Annotated in this window: 24 protein-coding genes; 6 read left to right on the top strand and 18 right to left on the bottom strand. The window is 71.6% G+C overall.

Features of this window, described 5'->3' with window-relative positions; genetic code table 11:
* Positions 1 to 86 precede the first annotated feature (86 nt).
* From ACFWVV_RS07665 to bioB, 13 genes are all read right to left on the bottom strand, one after another.
* Positions 87 to 1253, bottom strand: a complete 1167-nt coding sequence (locus tag ACFWVV_RS07665) for an ROK family protein (RefSeq protein ID WP_384357657.1) — start codon at positions 1251 to 1253, stop codon at positions 87 to 89.
* 103 nt (positions 1254 to 1356) lie between these two features.
* Complete coding sequence (mug, locus tag ACFWVV_RS07660) at positions 1357 to 1911, bottom strand: G/U mismatch-specific DNA glycosylase (RefSeq protein WP_384357655.1); 555 nt, start codon at positions 1909 to 1911, stop codon at positions 1357 to 1359.
* A gap of 34 nt (positions 1912 to 1945) precedes the next feature.
* The gene (purB, locus tag ACFWVV_RS07655; protein WP_384357653.1) at positions 1946 to 3379 is read right to left on the bottom strand and encodes an adenylosuccinate lyase; all 1434 of its coding nucleotides are present in this window, start codon (positions 3377 to 3379) and stop codon (positions 1946 to 1948) included.
* A 59-nt stretch (positions 3380 to 3438) separates the two neighbouring features.
* Complete coding sequence (locus ACFWVV_RS07650; RefSeq protein WP_384357651.1) at positions 3439 to 4242, bottom strand: SGNH/GDSL hydrolase family protein; 804 nt, start codon at positions 4240 to 4242, stop codon at positions 3439 to 3441.
* A 112-nt stretch (positions 4243 to 4354) separates the two neighbouring features.
* Positions 4355 to 5374 (bottom strand): hemolysin family protein, encoded by a 1020-nt coding sequence (locus ACFWVV_RS07645; RefSeq protein ID WP_384357649.1) that lies wholly within the window; start codon positions 5372 to 5374, stop codon positions 4355 to 4357.
* Entirely contained in the window at positions 5371 to 6717 is a 1347-nt protein-coding gene (locus ACFWVV_RS07640) for a hemolysin family protein (protein ID WP_384357647.1), read from the bottom strand. The genes ACFWVV_RS07645 and ACFWVV_RS07640 overlap by 4 nt, the downstream gene beginning before the upstream one ends.
* Positions 6718 to 6901: 184 nt before the next feature.
* Positions 6902 to 7336 (bottom strand): GNAT family N-acetyltransferase, encoded by a 435-nt coding sequence (locus tag ACFWVV_RS07635; RefSeq protein ID WP_384357645.1) that lies wholly within the window; start codon positions 7334 to 7336, stop codon positions 6902 to 6904.
* A 56-nt stretch (positions 7337 to 7392) separates the two neighbouring features.
* Positions 7393 to 8274, bottom strand: coding sequence for an LLM class F420-dependent oxidoreductase (locus ACFWVV_RS07630; protein WP_384357643.1), 882 nt, complete (start codon positions 8272 to 8274; stop codon positions 7393 to 7395).
* 75 nt (positions 8275 to 8349) lie between these two features.
* Positions 8350 to 9054: a class I SAM-dependent methyltransferase gene (locus ACFWVV_RS07625; RefSeq protein WP_384357641.1), complete on the bottom strand. Its 705-nt coding sequence runs from the start codon at positions 9052 to 9054 to the stop codon at positions 8350 to 8352.
* A gap of 108 nt (positions 9055 to 9162) precedes the next feature.
* Positions 9163 to 9510, bottom strand: coding sequence for a VOC family protein (locus ACFWVV_RS07620; RefSeq protein WP_384357639.1), 348 nt, complete (start codon positions 9508 to 9510; stop codon positions 9163 to 9165).
* A gap of 17 nt (positions 9511 to 9527) precedes the next feature.
* Entirely contained in the window at positions 9528 to 10244 is a 717-nt protein-coding gene (bioD, locus tag ACFWVV_RS07615; RefSeq protein WP_384357637.1) for a dethiobiotin synthase, read from the bottom strand.
* A gap of 102 nt (positions 10245 to 10346) precedes the next feature.
* Entirely contained in the window at positions 10347 to 11648 is a 1302-nt protein-coding gene (locus tag ACFWVV_RS07610) for an adenosylmethionine--8-amino-7-oxononanoate transaminase (RefSeq protein ID WP_384357635.1), read from the bottom strand.
* Positions 11641 to 12840 (bottom strand): biotin synthase BioB, encoded by a 1200-nt coding sequence (bioB, locus tag ACFWVV_RS07605; protein WP_384357633.1) that lies wholly within the window; start codon positions 12838 to 12840, stop codon positions 11641 to 11643. Before bioB ends, ACFWVV_RS07610 begins: the two co-directional genes overlap by 8 nt.
* 226 nt (positions 12841 to 13066) lie before the next feature.
* Here bioB and ACFWVV_RS07600 point away from each other — a divergent pair, with 226 nt between their 5' ends.
* Complete coding sequence (locus ACFWVV_RS07600; RefSeq protein ID WP_384357631.1) at positions 13067 to 14224, top strand: 8-amino-7-oxononanoate synthase; 1158 nt, start codon at positions 13067 to 13069, stop codon at positions 14222 to 14224.
* Positions 14225 to 14250: 26 nt separating this feature from the next.
* Here ACFWVV_RS07600 and ACFWVV_RS07595 read toward each other — a convergent pair whose 3' ends face one another.
* Positions 14251 to 14475 carry a DUF397 domain-containing protein gene (locus ACFWVV_RS07595; protein WP_384357629.1) on the bottom strand — a complete coding sequence of 75 codons (225 nt, stop codon included), beginning with the start codon at positions 14473 to 14475 and terminating at the stop codon, positions 14251 to 14253.
* 92 nt (positions 14476 to 14567) lie between these two features.
* Positions 14568 to 15416: a helix-turn-helix domain-containing protein gene (locus tag ACFWVV_RS07590; RefSeq protein ID WP_384357627.1), complete on the bottom strand. Its 849-nt coding sequence runs from the start codon at positions 15414 to 15416 to the stop codon at positions 14568 to 14570.
* Between the two features lie 250 nt (positions 15417 to 15666).
* Between ACFWVV_RS07590 and ACFWVV_RS07585 the strand changes: the two genes are divergently transcribed.
* Positions 15667 to 16098 carry an ATP-binding protein gene (locus ACFWVV_RS07585; protein WP_384357625.1) on the top strand — a complete coding sequence of 144 codons (432 nt, stop codon included), beginning with the start codon at positions 15667 to 15669 and terminating at the stop codon, positions 16096 to 16098.
* A 68-nt stretch (positions 16099 to 16166) separates the two neighbouring features.
* Here the strand turns inward: ACFWVV_RS07585 and ACFWVV_RS07580 are convergent, their stop codons facing one another.
* The 3 genes from ACFWVV_RS07580 to ACFWVV_RS07570 all read right to left on the bottom strand — a co-directional run bounded on the left by ACFWVV_RS07580 (position 16167) and on the right by ACFWVV_RS07570 (position 17975).
* Positions 16167 to 16646, bottom strand: coding sequence for a C40 family peptidase (locus tag ACFWVV_RS07580; RefSeq protein WP_384357623.1), 480 nt, complete (start codon positions 16644 to 16646; stop codon positions 16167 to 16169).
* A gap of 382 nt (positions 16647 to 17028) precedes the next feature.
* Entirely contained in the window at positions 17029 to 17334 is a 306-nt protein-coding gene (locus ACFWVV_RS07575; protein WP_384357663.1) for a hypothetical protein, read from the bottom strand.
* 8 nt (positions 17335 to 17342) lie between these two features.
* Entirely contained in the window at positions 17343 to 17975 is a 633-nt protein-coding gene (locus ACFWVV_RS07570) for an ATP-dependent Clp protease proteolytic subunit (RefSeq protein WP_384357621.1), read from the bottom strand.
* Between the two features lie 85 nt (positions 17976 to 18060).
* Between ACFWVV_RS07570 and ACFWVV_RS07565 the strand changes: the two genes are divergently transcribed.
* From ACFWVV_RS07565 to ACFWVV_RS07550, 4 genes are all read left to right on the top strand, one after another.
* Positions 18061 to 18366, top strand: coding sequence for a type II toxin-antitoxin system Phd/YefM family antitoxin (locus ACFWVV_RS07565; protein WP_384357619.1), 306 nt, complete (start codon positions 18061 to 18063; stop codon positions 18364 to 18366).
* A 197-nt stretch (positions 18367 to 18563) separates the two neighbouring features.
* The gene (locus tag ACFWVV_RS07560; RefSeq protein ID WP_384357617.1) at positions 18564 to 18866 is read left to right on the top strand and encodes an urease subunit gamma; all 303 of its coding nucleotides are present in this window, start codon (positions 18564 to 18566) and stop codon (positions 18864 to 18866) included.
* Positions 18867 to 18883: 17 nt separating this feature from the next.
* The gene (locus ACFWVV_RS07555) at positions 18884 to 19195 is read left to right on the top strand and encodes an urease subunit beta (RefSeq protein WP_384357661.1); all 312 of its coding nucleotides are present in this window, start codon (positions 18884 to 18886) and stop codon (positions 19193 to 19195) included.
* Positions 19188 to 20942 (top strand): urease subunit alpha, encoded by a 1755-nt coding sequence (locus ACFWVV_RS07550; RefSeq protein WP_384357615.1) that lies wholly within the window; start codon positions 19188 to 19190, stop codon positions 20940 to 20942. The genes ACFWVV_RS07555 and ACFWVV_RS07550 overlap by 8 nt, the downstream gene beginning before the upstream one ends.
* The last annotated feature ends 5 nt before the right edge of the window (positions 20943 to 20947 follow it).

The following is a 20947-nucleotide window of genomic DNA, read 5'->3' as shown; positions in this document are numbered from 1 at the left end:
GGCCGTCGTCGTGTCCCAGCCGTCCTGCGCCTCGGAGCCATGGCTTCCTCAGCGGCGCCGTCTCCCGCCGGAAAACCGGGGCCCCCTCAGCGGCGCGCCGTCACCGTCGTCTCCACCGCGAACAACTGTTCCTCGACGTGGTCGAGTGCGAGCCGCAGCGCACCTGTCGCCACGGAGGCCTCCCCGAGCAGCGACAGCGCCACCCTGGGCGGCCGCAGACAGTACCGCTCCAGCTCGCCGCGCAGCGGATCCAGTACGCCGTCGATACCGGCCGCCCAGCCGCCGATCACCACCAGCTCCGGATCGAGCGCCAGCGCCAGCGCCGCCACATCGTGCACCAGCCGCTGAATGAACCGGTCCACCGCCGCCTGCGCCTGTACGTCGCCCCGCTTGGCCTCGGCGAACACCACGGCCACCGCCTGCTCGTCCAACGGGTGCAGTGGTTCGCCCGTGGTCGACAGCAGCTTCTCCGGCCGGGCCTCGCGCCCCAGCAGATGCAGGGCGCCGATCTCGCCCGCCGCACCGCCGAAGCCCCGGTGCAAGCGCCCGCCGATCAGGGCGCCTGCGCCGGGGCTCAGACCGGCGAGCACGAACACGAGGTCGTCGGTGTCCTGCCCGACGCCCTTCCAGTGCTCGGCCACCGCCGCGGCGTTGGCGTCGTTCTCCACCAGTACAGGGCAGCGGAACGACCGGCGCAGCCGCTCTCCGAGCGGCAGCCCCGTCCAGCCGGGCAGCGCCGTCCCCAGCCGTACCGTGCCGTCGGCCTCGACGATGCCGGGGCTGCCGACCCCCACGGCCCGCAGCGAACTGCGGGCGACACCGGTCCTGCGCAATACGTCGGCGACGACCTGACGCACCCGCTCCAGCCGGTCGTCCGCGTCCGCGCTCTCGGACACCTCGCGCGACCCGGCCCCGGCGATGCGCCCGTCAAGGCCCGACAGCAGCGCGGAAATCCGGTGCGGTCCGATCTCGATGCCCAGCAGATGCCCTGCCTCGGCACGGAAGCGGAACCTTCTGGCCGGGCGGCCCTGACGCTTCGCGCCGCCTTCCTCGGCCGCGCTCCCGACGACCAGACCGGCCTCCATGAGGCCCTCGACCACGCCCTCGACGGTGGGCCGGGACAGCCCGGTGATCCGGGTCAGATCGGTCAGCGTGGGAGAGTCCGTCGCGCCCGCACCGCGCAGGGCGTGCAGTACCACCGCGGAGTTGATCCGCCGCAACAGAGAGGGGTCCCCGCCGGTCAGCCGCCCCAACGTGTCCTCCCCGCTCGCATACCTGTTCTGCTGGATCGTACTAGTCGACGACCCGCCAGGGCGAGCCGGGCGGTACAAAGCGGAACCGGATCGTTGCAGGGCGCTACCGGCCGGCGGCGTCCTCGGCCCCGGCTGCCGCGCGCAGCCGCCCGTACTCCTCGGCCATCGCCTCCAGCGACCAGTGCGCGTTGAGCCCGCTGGGGTTGGGCAGCGCCCAGATCCGGGTGTCGCCGATCGTCCGCTCCTGCGGGCCGATCTGTGCCTTCTTCTCCTCGAACGCCGTGCGGTAGGCGGTCACGCCGACCACCGCCAGCCACCGCGGGTGCAGCCGTGCCACCTTCGCCGTCAGCACCCGCCCGCCCTCCCGGTACTCCTCGACGCTCAGCTCGTCGGCACGGGCACTGGCGCGGGCCACCACATTGGTGATGCCCAGACCGTACGCGAGCAGCTCGTCCTGCTCCTCGGGCCGCAACCGCCGCGGGGTGAATCCCGAGCGGTGCAGCACCGGCCAGAACCGGTTGCCGGGGCGGGCGAAGTGGTGGCCGGTGGCGGCGGACATCAGACCGGGGTTGATGCCGCAGAACAGCACACGCAGACCGCCCGCGGCCACGTCGGGAACGAGGCGGTCGCGGGCGGCCAGGAGTTCTTCGGGAGTCATCCCGAAACCGTACAACCGGCGTGCGGAAGGGCGGTCAGAGGATCGAGCCCGGAGCGTAGCCCGCGGCCTCGGGGTGCTGCTTTACGATCTCCTCGATACGGGCGAGGACCGCGGTCACCTGCTGGCCCGCCGCACCGGTGAACGACAGCTTGTCCGCCATCAGTTCGTCGAGCTGTGCGCGGTCCAGCGGCATCCGGTCGTCCGCCGCCAGCTTGTCGAGCAGCTCGTTGCGCTCGGCGCCCTGCTCGCGCATGGCCAGCGCGGAGGCGACCGCGTGCTCCTTGATCACCTCGTGGGCGGCCTCCCGGCCGACGCCCGCCCGCACCGCGGCCATCAGGACCTTGGTCGTCGCCAGGAACGGCAGGTAGCGGTCCAGTTCGCGGGCCACCACCGCCGGGAACGCGCCGAACTCGTCGAGCACGGTCAGGAAGGTCTCCAGCAGGCCGTCGAACGCGAAGAACGCGTCCGGCAGGGCCACCCGGCGCACCACGGAGCAGGACACGTCGCCCTCGTTCCACTGGTCGCCCGCCAGCTCGCCCGTCATCGAGGCGTATCCGCGCAGGATGACCATCAGGCCGTTCACGCGCTCGCAGGAACGGGTGTTCATCTTGTGCGGCATCGCCGAGGAGCCGACCTGACCGGGCTTGAAGCCCTCGGTGACCAGCTCGTGGCCGGCCATCAGGCGGATCGTCTTCGCGACGGAGGACGGGGCGCCGGCCAGTTGCACCAGCGCCGTCACCACCTCGTAGTCCAGCGAGCGCGGGTAGACCTGGCCGACCGAGGTGAAGGCGTGCGCGAAGCCGAGGTGACCGGCGATGCGCTGCTCCAGCTCCGCGAGCTTTCCGGCGTCGCCGCCCAGCAGGTCGAGCATGTCCTGCGCGGTGCCGACCGGGCCCTTGATGCCGCGCAGCGGGTAGCGGCCCAGCAGCTCCTCCAGGCGGCCGTACGCGACGAGCAGCTCGTCGGCGGCGGTCGCGAAGCGCTTGCCGAGGGTGGTGGCCTGGGCGGCCACGTTGTGCGAGCGGCCCGCCATGACCAGCTCGGCGTACTCACCCGACAGCTTGCCCAGCCGTGCCAGGACCGCCACCGTGCGGTCGCGCATCAGCTCCAGGGACAGGCGGATCTGGAGCTGCTCGACGTTCTCGGTGAGGTCGCGGGACGTCATGCCCTTGTGGACCTGCTCGTGGCCCGCGAGGGCGTTGAACTCCTCGATGCGCGCCTTCACGTCGTGGCGCGTGACCTTCTCACGTTCGGCGATCGACGCCAGGTCGACCTGGTCGAGCACACGCTCGTAGTCGGCGAGAGCGGCCTCGGGCACCTCGATGCCGAGGTCCTTCTGCGCACGCAGTACGGCCAGCCACAGCCGGCGCTCCAGCTTGACCTTCTGCTCGGGGGACCACAGGACGGCGAGCTCCGCGGAGGCGTAGCGGCCGGCCAGGACATTGGGGATGCGGGGCTTGGCAGTCACGTAAACAGATTCTACTGGCGGTTTGTGCAGGCCAGAGCCGCGCCCCGGTTCGTAGGTTGCTACGAGGGGCCTGCCGGGAGGCCGCCGTCGTGCGGGACCTCGTACGGCAGCAGCTCGGGGCGCTTCGGGGGGCGTCCGTCGCCGGAGGAGCGGCCGGTCACCCGGCGCCCGATCCACGGCACCAGGTGCTCGCGGGCGAACCGCAGGTCACTGGTGCGGCGTGCGGTCCAGCCCAGCGGGGCCGAGGCGGGCAGCGGGGCGAGCCAGTCGTCCACGGCGTCCATGCCCAGCGACTGCCAGACGGCCTCCGCCACCCGCCGGTGGCCCTCGGCGGTCAGATGCAGCCGGTCGGCGTGCCACATCCGCTGATCACTCAGGGCCGCCGCCCCGTACAGGTCGACGACCACCGCGTCGTGCCGTGCCGCCAGCTCCTCGATGACCTCGAACAGCTCCTCCACCCGGGGCCGGAACCGTTCGAAGACAGGACCCTGCCTGCCGGGGCTGCGCATCAGTACCAACTGCTTGCAGGAGGGCGCCAGCCGTTCGACCGCCTCGGTCAGCTTCGCGCGCACCCGGCCCATGTCGACCTTGGGGCGCAGGGTGTCGTTGAGCCCGCCGACCAGGGTCACCAGATCGGCTCCCATCGCGGCGGCGGGCCCCACCTGCTCGTCGACGATCTGACCGATGAGCTTGCCGCGCACGGCGAGGTTCGCGTAACGGAATCCGGGCGTACGGGCCGCGAGGCGGGCGGCGAGCAGATCGGCCCAGCCGCGGTAGGCGCCGTCCGGGAGCGCGTCCGACATTCCCTCGGTGAAGGAGTCGCCGACCGCGACAAGGCTGGTGTAGGTGGCATTCATCTCCATGGCAGGGAGATCGTACCCGGCGGCACCCTCCGGAACGAGGGCGGCCGGCGCCCGCCCCGGGAAGGGGGAGGGCGCCGGCCGGGGTGTCACTCGGGCCGGAGCGTCACTCCGGTCAGGCCTGCTGCGGCGGACCCACCAGCTCCCGCAGCACGTCCTCCATGGTGACCAGGCCCGCGGGCCTGCCGTCGGCGTCGGCGACCGCCGCCAGGTGCGTACGGCTGCGGCGCATCGCCGTCAGTACGTCGTCCAGTGGAGTCTCCGCCCGCACCCGCGCGATCGGCCGCATCGCGGAGACCGGGAACGGCAGGTCCCGCGGCATCGCGTCCAGCGCGTCCTTCACGTGCAGGTAGCCCAGGATGCGGCGGGTCGAGTCGAGCACCGGGAAGCGGGAGAAACCGGACTCCGCCGCCAGCTGCTCCAGCTCCTCCGGAGTGGTCCCGACCTGCGCGTACACGACGCGCTCGACCGGCATCACCACGTCGCGCACCGGGCGCCTGCCCAGCTCCAGGGCGTCCCGGAGCCGTTCGGCGGCCCGGTCGTCGATCAGGCCCGCGTCACCGGCGTCCTTCACCAGCCGGGCCAGCTCGTCGTCCGAGAAGGTCGCCGCCACCTCGTCCTTGGCCTCCACCCGCAGCAGCTTCAGCAGCAGGTTCGCGAAGGAGTTGATGGCGAAGATCACCGGGCGCAGCGCCTTGGCGAACGCCACCAGCGGCGGGCCGAGGAGCAGCGCGGTCCTGGCCGGTTCGGCCAGCGCGATGTTCTTCGGCACCATCTCACCCAGCAGCATGTGCAGGTACGTGGCCAGGGCCAGCGCGATGACGAACGAGATCGGGTGCGTCAGCGCGTCCGGCACGCCCACCGCGTGGAACAGCGGTTCCAGCAGGTGCGCGATGGCAGGCTCCGCGACCACACCGAGCACCAGGGTGCACAGGGTGATGCCGAGCTGGGCGGCGGCCAGCAGCGCCGAGACGTGCTCCAGACCCCAGATCACACTGCGCGCCCTGCGGTTGCCCGCCTCGGCCTCGGGCTCGATCTGACTGCGGCGCACCGAGATCAGCGCGAACTCCGCGCCGACGAAGAAGGCGTTGACGACCAGCGTCAGCAGGCCGACGAGAAGCTGGATCGCGATCATCGGCCGGCCTCCGCTTCCTGGCCGCGTGCGTGGCCGGCCGCGAGGGGTGCGTGCATCAGCACCCGGGCCGCCCGGCGGCCGCTCGCGTCCACCACGTCCAGTTTCCAGTCCGACAGCTCCACGCAGTCGCCCACTTCCGGGATCCGCCCCAGTTCGTTCGCGATCAGACCGGCGAGGGTCTCGTACGGGCCGTCCGGCACCTTGAGCCCGATCCGCTCCAGCTGGTCGGTCCTGGCCGCACCGTCCGCCGACCACAGATCGCGGCCGTCGGTGTCCTCGCCCGCGCGGGCGAGGTCGGGGGTCTCGTGCGGGTCGTGCTCGTCGCGCACCTCGCCGACGACCTCCTCGACGATGTCCTCCAGCGTGACCACACCGGCCGTCCCGCCGTACTCGTCGATGACGACCGCCATGGTGCGGCGGCCGGACAGCCGGTCCAGCAGCTTGTCCACGGTCAGCGTCTCCGGCACCAGGAGCGGCTCACGGACGAGCTCGGTCACCGGGTGGCGGGGCCTGCGCTCGGCCGGCACGGCCAGTACGTCCTTGATGTGGACCAGGCCGACGACCGAGTCGAGGCTGCCCCGGTACACGGGGAAGCGGGAGAGGCCGGTCGCCCGGGTCGCGTTCGCGACGTCCTCGGCGGTGGCCTGCACGTCCAGTGCGGTGACCTGCACGCGCGGGGTCATCACGTTCTCCGCGGTGAGCTCGGCCAGGTTGAGCGTACGTACGAACAGCTCGGCGGTGTCCGCCTCCAGTGCGCCCGCCCTGGCGGAGTGCCTGGCCAGCGCGACCAGCTCCTCGGGGCTGCGCGCGGACGCCAGCTCCTCGGTCGGCTCCATCCCGAAGCGTCGCAGGATGCGGTTGGCCGTGTTGTTCAGGTGGCTGATCAGCGGCTTGAACGCGGCCGTGAACCAGCGCTGGGGGGTCGCCACGACCTTGGCAACGGCGAGCGGTGAGGAGATCGCCCAGTTCTTGGGGACCAGCTCGCCGACAACCATCAGGACCACGGTCGACAGCGCCGTGCCGAGGACGAGAGCGAGGGAGGAGGCCACCGTGGGGGACAGGCCGACCGCCTCGACCGGACCTTTCAGGAGTGCAGAGATCGACGGCTCGGAGAGCATGCCGACGAGGAGGTTGGTGACGGTGATGCCGAGCTGGGCGCCGGAGAGCTGGAACGTCAGGCTGCGTACGGCCTTGAGGGCGCTGTCGGCGCCCCGCTCGCCCCGTTCGACGGCCCTTTCGAGATCTCCGCGCTCGATGGTGGTGAGCGAGAACTCGGCGGCGACGAAAGCGCCGCAGATCAGCGAGAGCAGGAGGGCCACGAGGAGCAGAAGCACTTCGGTCATCGGTTCACCTCCGTCCCATGGTCGATCAGGGTCAGGAGGAATGCGCGATGTCGGCTACTGGGAGGCTCGCCCATGGGCGGACGCTCACACCTTTCATGTCGGAGGCCGGAAAATCCTGGAAGTCCCAGAATGAAGCACCCATGGTAAAGGACAGGCAAAGACGTGCGACCGGCGCGGGTCGTTCTCAGTGTCCGAGCGGTTTGACCCAGCGGCTCCACTGCGGCTCGGGGGCGTACCCCGCCGCACGCCAGGCCGGATGGGCGAGCGCATTGCCGTCCAGGACCATGGCGTCCCCGCGCCGTCCGCCCAGGCGGACGAAGCGCTCCTCCGCGGCGGCGAGCAGCGCGCCGGAGATCCCCCGCCGCCGGTGCTCCGGGTGCACCGCCAGCCGGTAGAGCGAGCAGCGCCAGCCGTCGAACCCGGCGATGACGGTCCCGACCAGTTCCCCGTCGCGCTCCGCCAGGATCAGTGCGTCCGGGTCGCGGGCCACCAGCCGCTCGACGCCCTCCCGGTCGTCGCTGATGCTGGTGCCCTCGGCGGCCGTCTTCCAGAAGGCGAGCACGGCGTCGAGGTCGGTGGCGGTCGCGGCACGGAGCCGGAGGTTCCCCAGTGCACTCATGGCGGCATCCGACCACCGGACCGAGTGCGGCGTCGACCGGGTTTCCCGCCATGCGGTCAGGTGCCGCGCAGCTCCTCGATGACCGGGGCGAAGGCCTCCATGAAGGGTTCGAGCATGCTGAAGTAGGAGAAACCGTAGCGCTCCCGGGTGGCCCGGAACTGGTCCGCGATCTCTCCGACCGTGCCGACCGCGAGGACGGGCAGCCCCAAGACCTCCTCCTCCGTCAGATACGGTGCGAACGCCAGGTAGTCCTGCAGTGCGGCCCTGCGGTCGTCGGTGATCACGACCAGCTGGATCAGCAGGTTCAGCTCCGCCTCCGTCGTCCGCCCCGCCGCGAACTTCCGGTAGAGGGCGAGCCGTTCGTCCAGGCCGTCGGCGCTCAGCACCCGCAGTTCTCCCGGGTTGACCTGGAGCCCGCCCGCGAACGCCACCACATCGGCGCGCTCGGCCGCCAGCTTCAGCACCCGGTCACCGCCGCCCGCGATCAGCAGCGGCGGCCGGGGCCGCTGCACCGGCTTCGGAAGATGCGCCTCGTCCCGCAGGAACCGGTCCAACTCCTCGACGGTACGGGCCAGATGATCCACCCGGCCGCCCGGCGACCGGTAGGCGATACCGGCCGTTTCGTGCTCCTCCTTGACGTAGCCCGCGCCGATGCCCAGCTCCAGCCGCCCGCCGGTCAGGGCGTCCACGGTCGCGACCTCGCGGGCCAGCAGCGCCGGATTCCAGAACGCCGCGTTCAGGACGAAGGTCCCGATCCGGGGCCGCTCGGTGACGGCCGCCGCGGCGACCATCGCCGGGAAAGGGGCGGGCATCCCGAGGTGGTCGGCCACCTGGATCACGTCGTAGCCCAGCACCTCGGCCCGGCGGCACTTGCGGGCCCACTCCTGCCCGTCGGTGAGCGTCGTCATGTTCACCGAGAAACGGAACGGCCTGACCATGTGCAACTCCCTCTGCTCGCAGGTCAATGCGTACCGGTTGCCGGGCGGCAACGGGCACTGTTGCGCAAAAACTCCTCACGCGGTCCCCGGGCGCCGCGCCGACCCCAGCACGCACGGCGACGACGGCAGCCGCGGCCCCGTCTCCGGCACCCTCAGCCGCCGGTGGTCACCGAGGACGAACCCGGCCGCCGCGATGGCGCCCAGCGGGTCCCGCGCGGTGTGGCAGTTCCCGAACAGCAGCGGCCACACCGTGGCGTCCACGGCCCGCTGGGTCAGCGCCATCCACCGGCCCTCGCCCCGCCCGTGTTCGAAGAACCGCAGCTCTCCGCCGGGACGCAGCACCCGCCCGGCCTCCGCCAGAGCCCGCTCCACGCTGCGCACGCTGCACAGCACCAGGGAGAACACCACCGCGTCGTACGCCTCGCTCTTGACGGGCAGCGCCTCCGCCGCACCCGGCACCACGTCCACCGGCACCTCGGCGCGCAGCGCCGCCCGCAGGGCCAACTGCCGCAGTGACCGCTCCGGTTCGATGGCGACGACCTCGGAGACGGTGGACGGGTAGTGGGCGAAGTTCAGCCCGTTGCCGGCGCCGACCTCCAGGACGCGGCCACCGAGTCCCCGGAGCAGCTCGTCCCGGTACGCGGAAACTCCGCCGTGCCGGTCCGCCGAAACGCTGATCCGGGCGTAGGCCCGGGCGAACAACGGGTGGTGCACGGCGTCACGCGGCACCTTTCCCCCGCCACGGCCGCTGCCACGGGACGGGCCTGGACGTACCGCCATCGCGGTCCTCCTCCGTAGAACGGACGGATACCCCGAGTGTGCCCGCCACGGGGCACGGTCAGCCAGCCGCACGGCCGGCAACTCATGCCGGGGCGACCGGGGCGCCCCTCATGCGGAGGAGACGAAGCAGAACTCGTTGCCCTCAGGGTCCAGCAGCACCTGGAACGAGCCCACTTCCTGGGTCACGATCCCGCCGGACAGCGTCGCACCGAGGGCGACCGCTTCCGCGCTGAAGGCCGGGATGTCCTCGGCCACCAGGTCGATGTGCAGCCGGTTCTTGGCGGACTTGCCCTCCGGCACCCGCTGGAAGGCGACCCGGGTGAAGTCGGGGACGTCGATGTACGACCAGTCGGCACTGCGGTCCACCGGCTCCCCACCGATCAGGGACGCCCAGAAGCGGACCAGGGCCGCGGGGTCGGAACAGTCGAAGACGATCTCGTCGATTCGTGCGCGCATGCCCGCCACCCTACGGATCACCCGACCTTCCGCGCGAACGTTTCGGCGTCCCAGCCCCCGCCCAGCTCCGGTGCCAGCCACTGCCCCGCCCGCTCCTGGAACCGTACGGGCGCCAGCGCGCCGGCCCCCTCCGGCACCGCGCCCAGCAGCGGCGCCCCCGCCATCTCCGCCAGCTCACCCACGTTGCACCGCTCGGCGAGCCCGGGTGCGTCCGGCCAGCAGCCGATCACCACACCCCGCGCCGTTAGCTCCCGTGCCCGCAGCGCCTCGCCGGTCAGCTGGACCGCGTTGAGCGTGCCCAGCGCCGGAGCGGCCACCACGAGCACGGGCGCGCCGAGCAGCGACGCGGCGTCGGCGAGGGTGCCGCCGTCGGAGTCCAGCCGGACGAGAAGTCCGCCCGCGCCCTCGACGAGCACCAGGTCGTACTCGGCCGCCAGCTTCGCCGCGGCATCGGCCACGTCCCGCGGTGTCACCGGGGCCATCTTGGCCCGGCGGGCCGCGGTCGCGGGTGCCAAGGGCTCGGGGAACCGGGCGAGTTCGACGGCGTCGACGCCTTCGCCGGCGAGCCGGGCGGCCACCTGGGCATCCCCGTCCTCACCGGGCCCGACCCCGGTCTGCGCGGGCTTGAGCACCACGACGCGCTGCCCCTGCGCACGGGCGAGGGCGGCGAGGGCGGCGGTCACCACGGTCTTGCCGATGTCGGTGTTGGTGCCGCTGATGACGAGGACGGTCATGGGGGAGCCTTCTTCTCAGGGGGTGGAACGGTGGAGCCGGAGCTGCGTGCGGTGCGGCCATCGGTGCCTCACGCACGCACTACGTGCGACGGCATCGGTGCGTTACGTGCGGTGGGTGGCCGCCGCAGCCGTGACCGCCCGGCAGATCCGGGCCAGGTCGTCGTCCCCCGTGACGTACGGCGGCATCGTGTAGATCAGGTCCCGGAACGGCCGTACCCAGACCCCCTCCCGCACCGCGGCCTCGGTGGCCGCGGCCATGTCGACGGGTCCGTCGAGCTGGACGACGCCGATGCCGCCCAGCACCCGTACCTCGCGCACCCCCGGCAGCCCGGCGGCCGCGGCGAGGCCGTCGCGCAGGCCCGACTCCAGCCGCTTCACCTCCCCCTGCCAGTCCTGGCCCAGCAGCAGGTCGATCGACGCGCAGGCGACCGCGGCCGCCAGGGGGTTGCCCATGAAGGTCGGCCCGTGAGCCAGTACGGGAACCTCGCCCTGAGAAATCCCCTCGGCCACCCGCGCCGTGCACAACGTGGCTGCCATCGTCAGATAACCGCCGGTCAGCGCCTTGCCCAGACACATCACATCGGGGGAGAGGGACGCCTGCTCCGCCGCGAAGAGCGTGCCGGTGCGGCCGAACCCGGTGGCGATCTCGTCGAAGACCAGCAGGACGTCATGGGCGTCGCAGGCCTCGCGCAGCACCCGCAGGTACTCCGGCGCGTGGAACCGCATGCCGCCCGCGCCCTGCACCACCGGCTCGACGATCACCGCCGCCAGCTCGTCCGCGTGCGCGGCGACCGCGTCACGCAGCCGCTGCGCGTACTGCTCCTCGTACGCCACCGGCGGGGCGTCCACGAAGAGCTGGCGCGGCAGGGCGCCCTGCCACAGCTCGTGCATCCCGCCCTCGGGGTCGCACACGGACATCGGCTGCCAGGTGTCCCCGTGATAGCCGCCCCGCCAGGTCATCAGGCGCCGCTTGGCCGGGCGGCCCACCGAGCGCCAGTACTGGAGGCACATCTTCACCGCGACCTCGACCGAGACCGACCCCGAGTCGGCGAGGAAGACGTGCCGCAGGGGCTCCGGGGTGATCTCCACCAGCCGTGCGGCCAGGCGCACGGCCGGCTCGTGGGTGAGCCCGCCGAACATCACATGGCTCATGCGCGACAGCTGCTCCCGTGCCGCCTCGTTGAGAACGGGGTGGTTGTAGCCGTGCACCGCCGACCACCAGGAGGACATCCCGTCGATCAGCTCGCGCTGCCCGAAAGCGGGCTGCCCGAGCCGCAGGCGCACCCCGGAGGCCGATTCCACGATGAGGGGCTCGGTGCGGCCCGGCATCGGGCCGTAGGGATGCCAGACGTGCTCCCTGTCCAGGTGCAGGAGTGCGGCGGGGGAGAGGCGGGGCTCAGGCATTGGGCGCGAGATCCGTCCCCGCGCCCCGGCGGCGTACCGCCACCAGATCCGTACGGGCCTCCTCCCTGCGGGCCTCCTCGCGCGCGGCCGGTACCGGTGCGGAGTCCGGGGCCTCCCCGTCCGTACCGCACACCGCGCCCGAGCCGCAGCCGCCCCCGGCCGGCGCGTCCGTCCCGCAGCCGCCGGCCGCCCGGTGCTCCGGCAGCGTCGTGGTGTCCGTGCCCTCCACCTCGAAGCCCGCGTCCGCGATCATCTCCAGGTCCGCCTGGCCCGCCTGGCCCTCACTGGTCAGGTAGTCGCCCAGGAAGATCGAGTTGACCAGGTGCAGGGCGAGCGGCTGCATCGTCCGCAGATGCACCTCGCGGCCACCGGCGAGGCGTACCTCCACGTCCGGGCAGACGAACCGCACCATCGCCAGGATGCGCAGCGCCCGCTGCGGGGTCAGGTTCCACTCCTTGGCCAGCGGCGTGCCCTCGAACGGAATGAGGAAGTTGACCGGCACCGAGTCGGGATCCAGCTCGCGCAGCGAGAACACCACGTCCACCAGGTCAGCGTCCGACTCACCCATGCCCGCGATCAGGCCCGAGCACGCCGAGAGCCCGGCCGCCTGCGCCTGCTGGACGGTCTCCACCCGGTCCGCGTAGGTGTGGGTCGTCGTGATGTCCCCGTACGTGGACTCCGACGTGTTGAGATTGTGGTTGTAGGCGTCCGCGCCCGCGGCCCGCAGCCGCTCCGCCTGTCCTTCCGACAGCAGCCCCAGGCACGCGCAGACCTCGACGCCCTCGTTGGCGTCCTTGATCGCCTCGATGGTCTTGGAGACCCGGTCCACGTCCCGGTCGGTGGGGCCGCGCCCGCTCGCCACCAGGCACACCCGCTTCGCCCCGCCCGCGACGCCCGCCGCCGCGGCCTTGGACGCCTCGTCCGCCTTCAGCCAGGTGTACTTGAGGATCTCCGCCTTCGAGCCGAGCCGCTGCGAACAGTACGAGCAGTCCTCCGGGCACAGCCCCGACTTCAGGTTGACGAGGTAGTTCAGCTTCACCCGCCGCCCGAACCACTGACGGCGCACCCTGCCTGCGGCGGCCACCACGTCGAGCAGGTCGTCGTCGGACGTCGCCAGTACGGCGAGCGCTTCTTCGCGGGTCGGCAGCTCGCGCCGCAGCCCCTTCTCCACCAGTGTGTTCAGCAGGTCCATGGGCATGATCCTGACGTACGCCACTGTCCCTGGCCAAGGAGGATTCGGACAACAGCACCGGTTCGAGGTGTGGGTATTGCCACACCCTGGCGGGGGTCCCGTCCGGCTAGTGTCTGTGGGCTGCCTACAAAGCGCTGCCGTGCGTCTCGCCGCACCGCGCTTTGCGAACAGCCGCCCGCACCACGCCGCCAGCCGCCCGCACCACGCCGCCCCGAGGGGATCACCCATGCTCCAGCGCCCGACATCCGCGGATCCCTTCGGCTGGATCGCGGAGGAGGCCGCCCACCGGGCGCGGGCCGGACTCGTGCGCACCCTGCGCCCACGCCCCGCCGACAGCCCCCTGCTCGACCTCGCGAGCAACGACTACCTCGGCCTGACCCGGCACCCGGAGATCACCGGGGCCGCCGGGGACGCCGCCCGCCGCTGGGGCGCGGGCGCCACCGGTTCGCGGCTCGTCACGGGCACCACCGCACTGCACGCCGAACTGGAGCGGGAACTCGCCGCGTTCACCGGATTCGAGGCGGCCCTCGTGCTGTCCTCCGGCTACGCCGCCAACCTGGCCGCTCTCACCGCGCTGACCGGCCGCGGTGCGCTGATCGCCTCCGACGCCGGAAACCACGCGTCCCTGGTCGACGGCTGCCGGCTCTCCCGCGCCGAGACGGCCGTGGTGCCGCACGCGGACCCGGCCGCCGTACGCAAGGCGCTCGACGGCCACCGGGGCCGGGCGCTCGTCGTCACGGACTCGGTCTTCTCGGTGGACGGCGACGCCGCCCCCCTTGCCGAACACGCCGCGGTGGTAAGGGAGTTCGGGGCCGCACTGCTGGTGGACGACGCACACGGGCTCGGTGTGCTGGGCGACGGCGGACGCGGCGCCCTGCACGCCACGGGCCTCGCGGGCGACGCGGACGTGATCGCCACGGTCACCCTGTCCAAGTCCCTCGGCAGCCAGGGCGGCGCGGTGCTCGGCCCGGCACACGTCATCGACCACCTGATCAACGCGGCCCGCACCTTCATCTTCGACACCGCGCTCGCCCCTGCCGCCGCCGGAGCCGCGCTCGCGAGCCTGCGGCTGCTGCGCCGTGAACCCGAACGGGCCGCCCGCGCCCGCGCCGTAGCGGCAGCCCTGCACCGGAAGCTGACCGCGGCGGGGCTCGCCGCCGTGCGGCCGGACGCGGCAGTGGTGTCGGTGCGCGCGCCGTCCGCCGAGGCGGCCGTGCGCTGGGCGGCCGACTGCCGGAGCGAGGGCCTCGCGGTCGGCTGCTTCAGGCCGCCGTCCGTGCCGGACGGCATCTCCCGGCTGCGGCTGACCGCCAGGGCCGACCTCACCGACGCACAGATCGAGGGCGCGGTGGACGCCATTGTCCGTACCGCGCCCTCGAACTGAGGATCCGTCAGGTCAGTCGGAGACGTTCACAGCTCCTCCGTGCGGACCGCGCCGACGAAGCGCGACCAGGAGGAGGCGGTGAACAGGAGGGCGGGTCCGGCGATCCGCTGGGAGTCGCGTACCGCTGTGAGGCCGGAGGGGACGGACGCCGTCTCGACGCAGTTGTTCATTCCCGTGCTGCGGCTGCTGCGGCGCCACGCTGCGCCCGGCAGAAGAAGGCTGGAACGTACGACTCGGAGGTGTGGGGGCATGGTTCCTCCCTGCTCGTCGTGAACGATATGGGGTGGTGGAGCCATGTATCGGTGGGGCGGTGGAGCGGCTTCGTGGAGCGGTGGAGCGGCTTTCAACGGGCGCCGGCAATCACTTCCAGCGAGTCCTCGTGCGACAGGGCCTGGGACTGGATCCGCTGGAACGCGGCTGCGTATTCTCTGAGTTCTTCTTTCCGCTCCAGATAGAGGCTACTCGCCAAGTGGTCGATAACCACCACATCCAGATCAGCAATGTTCGGAAAGGAGAAGATAACGAAAGCACCGGTAAGACCTGTGTGCGCACCCGCCGCAAAGGGCAGCACCTGTAACCGCACATGGGGCAGCTCCGCCATCTCCAGCAGATGGCGCACCTGTTCCTTCATCACCCGCTCACCGCCCACCGCCCGGTGCAGCACCGCCTCGTCCAGCACCACGCCGAGCGCCAGCGGAGACGCCGCCCGCAGGACCTCCTGCCGGGCCAGCCGCACCTCCACCAGTGAGTCGAGCTTTCCGTCCGGCAGACCGGGAAGCGTCGCCCGGGTCACCGCCCGTGCGTATCCGGGAGTCTGCAACAACCCGGGAACCACCGAGGTCTCGAGACTGCGGGCCGCGCACGCACGGGACTCCAGGCTGATGAAGTCCCGGTACTGGGACGGCAGCAGGCCCCGGTAGGCGTGCCACCACTGCGTGCCCGACTCCCCGCTGGTTTCGGCCAACGCCTCCAGAAGACGGCGGAGTTGCGGATCCCCGACGTCGTACACGGTGAGCAGCCGGGCCACGTCCGCCGGCTTCGCGCCGCTGCGGCCCGTTTCGATCCGGCTCACCTTCGACTGGTGCCAGCCGACGAGACGGGCGACCTCCGGGCTGGTGAGTCCCGATCGGTCGCGCAGCCTGCGCAGTTCCTCCCCCAGCTTGCGGCGGCGCACCGCGGGACCGTGCCGCATTCCCGACTCCTTGTCTGTGCTGCATCCCTTCCCCGCCGGGCCCAGTGTGCCGGTCACATACGGTCTCGCGTAGCAGAGTTCACTACTTTGAGTGGCAGATATATGTATGTCTGGGCGGAACGCCGAGGGCGGCGCCACCATGAGTGACACTCTGGCGCGGAAAACGGGCGGAAGCAGATGACCGGGCCGCCCCCGCACGGACCGTGTACGAGTCCGAGTCCAGCCCCGGTGGGAAAGGGACAGCGTCGCCATGGCAGACCACCAGGAAGTATCCGTCACCCTGCCGAGCGATCCCGCCTCGGTGGCCACAGCCAGGAAGTACGTGGCCGAAGTGCTTGCCGAATGGGGACTTGCGAAGGAGAGCGAGACGGCGGACACGATCCGCCTGATCGTCTCCGAACTGGCCACCAACGCCGTTCAGCACACGTTCGGCCTGTCGCCCACCTTCACGGTGGACGTCCAGCTGGAGCGGGACGAACGGTTGCGCATCGGTGTCACCGACAGCCACCCGCGCTGGCCCCAGCGCCTGCCCGCCGCGGTCCAGCAGGACAACGGGCGGGGAATGGTGATCATCCGCTCCCTGACCGCGGAGTGCGGCGGGCAGCTGTCGGTCACCCCCACGAAGGAGGGCGGCAAGACGGTGTGGATCGCACTGCCCTGGACCGTACCCGTGCAGACGTAACGGCGGTACGGAGCCGGGGGCGCCGTGCCCGCGCCCGCTGCCGGGCAAGGGCGCAGGGTGCGCAGGGGCTACTTCACCCTGCCGTACCAGACGCTCTTCGACCAGATCCGCTCCAGCCGCACCACCGTGTTCCGCTTCGGCGAGTGCCAGATCTTGCCCCCGCCGGCGTAGATGCCGACGTGGTAGACGCGGCGGCCCTGGTGGAAGAACACCAGGTCCCCCCGCTGGCGCTGGGAGCGGCTGATGTGCCGGGTCTTGTTGTACTGGGCCTGCGCCGTGCGCGGCAGGCTCTTGCCGACCCGCTTGTACGAGTAGAGCGTCAGCCCCGAGCAGTCGAAGCGGTAGGGGCCCGCGGCCCCGTACTTGTAGGGGGCGCCCCGCTTGGAGGCGGCGATCTGCAGTGCTTTCGTGGCGTGGGTCGCCGCTTGTGCCTCGGATGCGGAGCCCGGTACCAGCATGCTGCCGCCCACCACGGCGAGGGTGAGGGCCGATGCGGTGGTGGCCCTGGTGATCAGCGGCGAGAGATGTACACCTACCTGCGCAGTCATGCGCAACCCTTCGTCGACCAGACGCCCCGGCGACGCCGGGTGCGGCGTCCGCCAAGGCCGCCCCGCCACGACGGCGGGGGCTTGTCGTTCCACGGATCTTGACCCGGTGAACGTCTGGTTTCCGAGCTGAAAGGGGGGTTTGTGAGCCTCCTCACCCCTGGGCCGTTCGGGTGGACAGGGAGCGTTTTGATCATGGGCGTCGGCAACCGACGACGCCTGCACCAGCGGCGCAACGCATCATGCCGGTGGTGGGGTGGCCGCCGTGTGCAACTCGATCAGTACGGATGACGCAGACACAAATGGGCCGAACGGGGGAGACGCTCCGGTACCGTCGCACGGCCACCCGGGGGACCTGCCCGGCACCCGCGAGGGCACCTCCCGGTCAACTCGGCCGTCCGGGCGGCACGGTGAGCCGTCCCGCCCGCCGCTCCCCGTCCAGCACCCGCAACGCCCGCGACAGCGTCACCGGATGCAGGCGGCTCTCGCCCCGGTCGTGCATCAGCGTCAGCGCGTCGCGCAGTGCCGCCGCCCCGCCGACGAGGGCCTGGGCGGCACGCAGGGCGCCGTAAGTGTCCGTCGCACGGGCCGGGTTGATCCGTCCCAGCAGGTCGACGACCTCCAAGTACCCGTCCACCAGGTCGCATTCGGCGCGGGTCAGCGCGGGAAGCGGCGGCAGCTCCGGCAGCATCGGGCCGCTCACCGCGCCGGGCCGGACGAGGCACCCCGGCGGTTCTCCACGATGCGGTCGACCAGGCCGTAGGCCACGGCCTCCGTGGCGTCGAGCACCTTCGTGCGGTCGAAACCGGCCTCGATCTCCTCGGCGGGCCTCCCTGTGTGCCTGGCCAGCATCCCGGCCGTCAAGGCGCGCTGCCGCAGCAGTTCCCGCGCGTGGATCTCCAGGTCGGAAGGCCGGCCCCGCAGCGGCTCGTCCAGTGAGGGCTGACTGAGTGCGATGCGGGCACCGGGCAGGGCGAGCCGCTTGCCCGGGGTACCGGCGGCCAGCAGGACGGCGGCACAGTCCAGGGCCTGGCCGAGGCAGACCGTCTCCACGTCGCACGTCACGAACTGGATCGTGTCGTAGAGGGCCGACATCGCGGTGCAGGAGCCTCCGGGGGAGTTGATGTACAGCGAGATGTCCCGGTCCGGGGCGTCGTATTCGAGATACATGAACTGCGCGGCGATGTCGCTCGCCGCGGCGTCGTCGACCGGGGTGCCGAGGAACACGATCCGCTCGCCGAGCATCTTGGAGTACGGGTCGAGCGTGCGGGTGCCGGTGGCGGTGCGCTCGGTGAACGAGGGCAGAACGTAGCGGGCGGACGGCTGGATCATGGCGCGCTCCCTGGTGCGGCAGGCCCGGGCAGGCCGCCGCCTCTGTAAAAAATGTACAGGACGTACGTTAAGTACGATGGGGAGCATGACCTACGAGATTCCGGTGACGCAAGCCCGCGCAGAGCTCGCCGATCTGATCAACCGCGTCGTGTACGGCGGGGAGCGCGTGGTCGTGACGCGTCACGGGAAGCCCCTCGTCGCTCTTGTCTCGGCCGCTGACCTGGAGCGACTTGAGGAGGAGCAGCAGGCAGCGGAGGAGCAGGTGATCAGCTCCGTGTCGGCCATCGGCTCCGCCACGTCCGCTGCGGGCGAACGCAGGCGCTTCGGGATCGCGGCCGAATACCGGGGCGGCGGCACGGACGCCCACCCGGGCGGGAGCGCGGACGACTGAGCCGCAGGCACCGGATGCCGAGTTAACGCGTCGGAAACTCCGCGCAACTAGCCTCGGCGGGACGGCACCTGACGGGTCACCCCTTCCTTGGTGGGCACTTTGCATCCCCTTTGCTAGGTGGGTGATACATCTATGTCCGTCGTGGTGACGCGGCAGCCGGACCGGGCGGTCCGGCGCGAGGACTGTGAGGTGGACCCGTGCAGCTGACTCCGCACGAGCAGGAACGACTGCTCATCCATGTGGCCGCGGACGTGGCCGAGAAGCGCAGGGCGCGCGGGGTGAGGCTCAATCACCCCGAGGCCGTCGCCCTCATCACCTCACACATCCTGGAAGGCGCCAGGGACGGCCACACCGTCGCCCAGCTCATGTCGTCGGGCCGCAAGGTGCTCCACCGCGACGACGTCATGGACGGCATCCCGGAGATGATCCACGACGTACAGGTCGAGGCCACCTTCCCGGACGGCACCAAGCTGGTCACCGTGCACGAGCCGATCCAGTGAGCGCCGTGCCCGAGCCGCTGGTCCCCGGCGAGATCCTGTTCGCGCCGGGCCCCGTCCTCCTCAACGAGGGCCGCCCCGTCACCCGCCTCACCGTCCTCAACGCGGCCGACCGGCCCGTCCAGGTCGGCTCCCACTACCACTTCGCCGAAGCCAACCCCGGCCTCGACTTCGACCGCGCCGCCGCCCGCGGCCTGCGGCTGAACATCGCCGCGGGCACCGCCGTGCGCTTCGAGCCCGGCATTCCGGTCGACGTCGAACTCGTCCCCCTCGGCGGCCGGCGCATCGTCGCCGGGCTGCGCGGGGACATCGGAGGTGCCCTCGATGCCTGAGTTCCCCCGTACGGAAGCAACGGCGCACCCCGGGATCTCCCGCGCCGTGTACGCCGACCTGTTCGGCCCCACCACCGGCGACCGCATCCGCCTCGCCGACACCGACCTGCTCGTCGAGATCGAGGAGGACCGCTCCGGCGGCCCCGGCCGGGCCGGCGACGAGGCGGTGTTCGGCGGCGGCAAGGTCATCCGCGAGTCCATGGGCCAGGCCCGCACCACCCGAGCCGAGGGCGCCCCCGACACCGTCATCACCGGTGTGGTGATCCTCGACCACTGGGGCATCGTCAAGGCGGACATCGGCATCCGGGACGGCCGCATCACCGGCATCGGCAAGGCCGGAAACCCGGACACCATGGACGGCGTCCACCCCGACCTGGTGATCGGACCCGAGACCGAGATCATCGCGGGCAACGGACGGATCGTCACCGCCGGAGCCATCGACGCCCACGTCCACTTCATCTCGCCGACCGTCGTCGACCAGGCCCTCTCCTCCGGCATCACCACGCTCGTCGGCGGCGGCACCGGGCCGGCCGAGGGCTCCAAGGCGACCACCGTCACTCCCGGCAGCTGGCACCTGGCCCGGATGTTCGCGGCACTCGAGCACTACCCGGTGAACATCGGCCTGCTCGGCAAGGGCAACACCATGTCCCGCGAGGCCATGCACGCCCAGCTGAGGGGCGGAGCGCTCGGCTTCAAGATCCACGAGGACTGGGGGGCCACCCCCGCCGTCATCGACGCCTGCCTGAGCGTCTGTGAGGAGACCGGCGCCCAGCTCGCCATCCACACCGACACCCTGAACGAGGCCGGATTCGTCGGCGACACCCTGGCCGCCATCGCGGGCCGCACCCTCCACGCCTACCACACGGAGGGCGCCGGCGGCGGGCACGCACCGGACATCATCACGGTGGTCTCCGAGCCGTACGTGCTGCCCAGCTCCACCAATCCGACCCGGCCGCACACCCTCAACACACTCGACGAGCACCTCGACATGCTGATGGTCTGCCACCATCTGAACCCTTCGGTCCCCGAGGACCTGGCGTTCGCCGAATCCCGGATCCGCCCCTCCACCATCGCGGCGGAGGACATCCTGCACGACCTCGGCGCGATCTCGATCATCTCCTCCGACTCGCAGGCCATGGGCCGGGTCGGCGAAGTGATCCTGCGCACCTGGCAGACCGCCCACGTGATGAAGAAAAGGCGCGGGGCGCTCCCCGGCGACGGGCACGCGGACAACCACCGGGCACGTCGCTATGTCGCCAAATACACGATCAACCCGGCGGTGGCCCAGGGCCTCGACCGGCAGATCGGCTCGGTCGAGAGCGGCAAGCTGGCCGACCTCGTCCTGTGGGAGCCCGCCTTCTTCGGAGTGAAACCACTGCTGGTCCTCAAGGGCGGCCAGATCGCGTACGCGCAGATGGGCGACGCCAACGCGTCGATCCCCACGCCGCAACCGGTGCTGCCACGCCCCATGTTCGGCGCGATCGGACGGGCCCCGGCGGCGAACTCCTTCAACTTCGTCGCCGAAGCGGCGATCGAGGACGGCATCACCGAACGCCTCGGCCTCGGCAAGGAGTTCGTGCCGATCACCAGCACCCGGGGCGTCACCAAGGCCGACATGCGCGAGAACGACGCGATGCCCAGGGTCGAGGTGGACGCCGACACCTTCACGGTCACCATCGACGGCGACCCCGTCGACCCGGCCCCGGCAGCCGAACTGCCCATGGCACAGCGCTACTTCCTCTTCTGAGGGCG

This window comes from Streptomyces sp. NPDC058663, from assembly GCF_042716745.1.
Taxonomy (GTDB): domain Bacteria; phylum Actinomycetota; class Actinomycetes; order Streptomycetales; family Streptomycetaceae; genus Streptomyces.
Note: the sequence above shows the minus strand (reverse complement) of the source record. Positions and strands in the feature narration are given on the sequence as shown.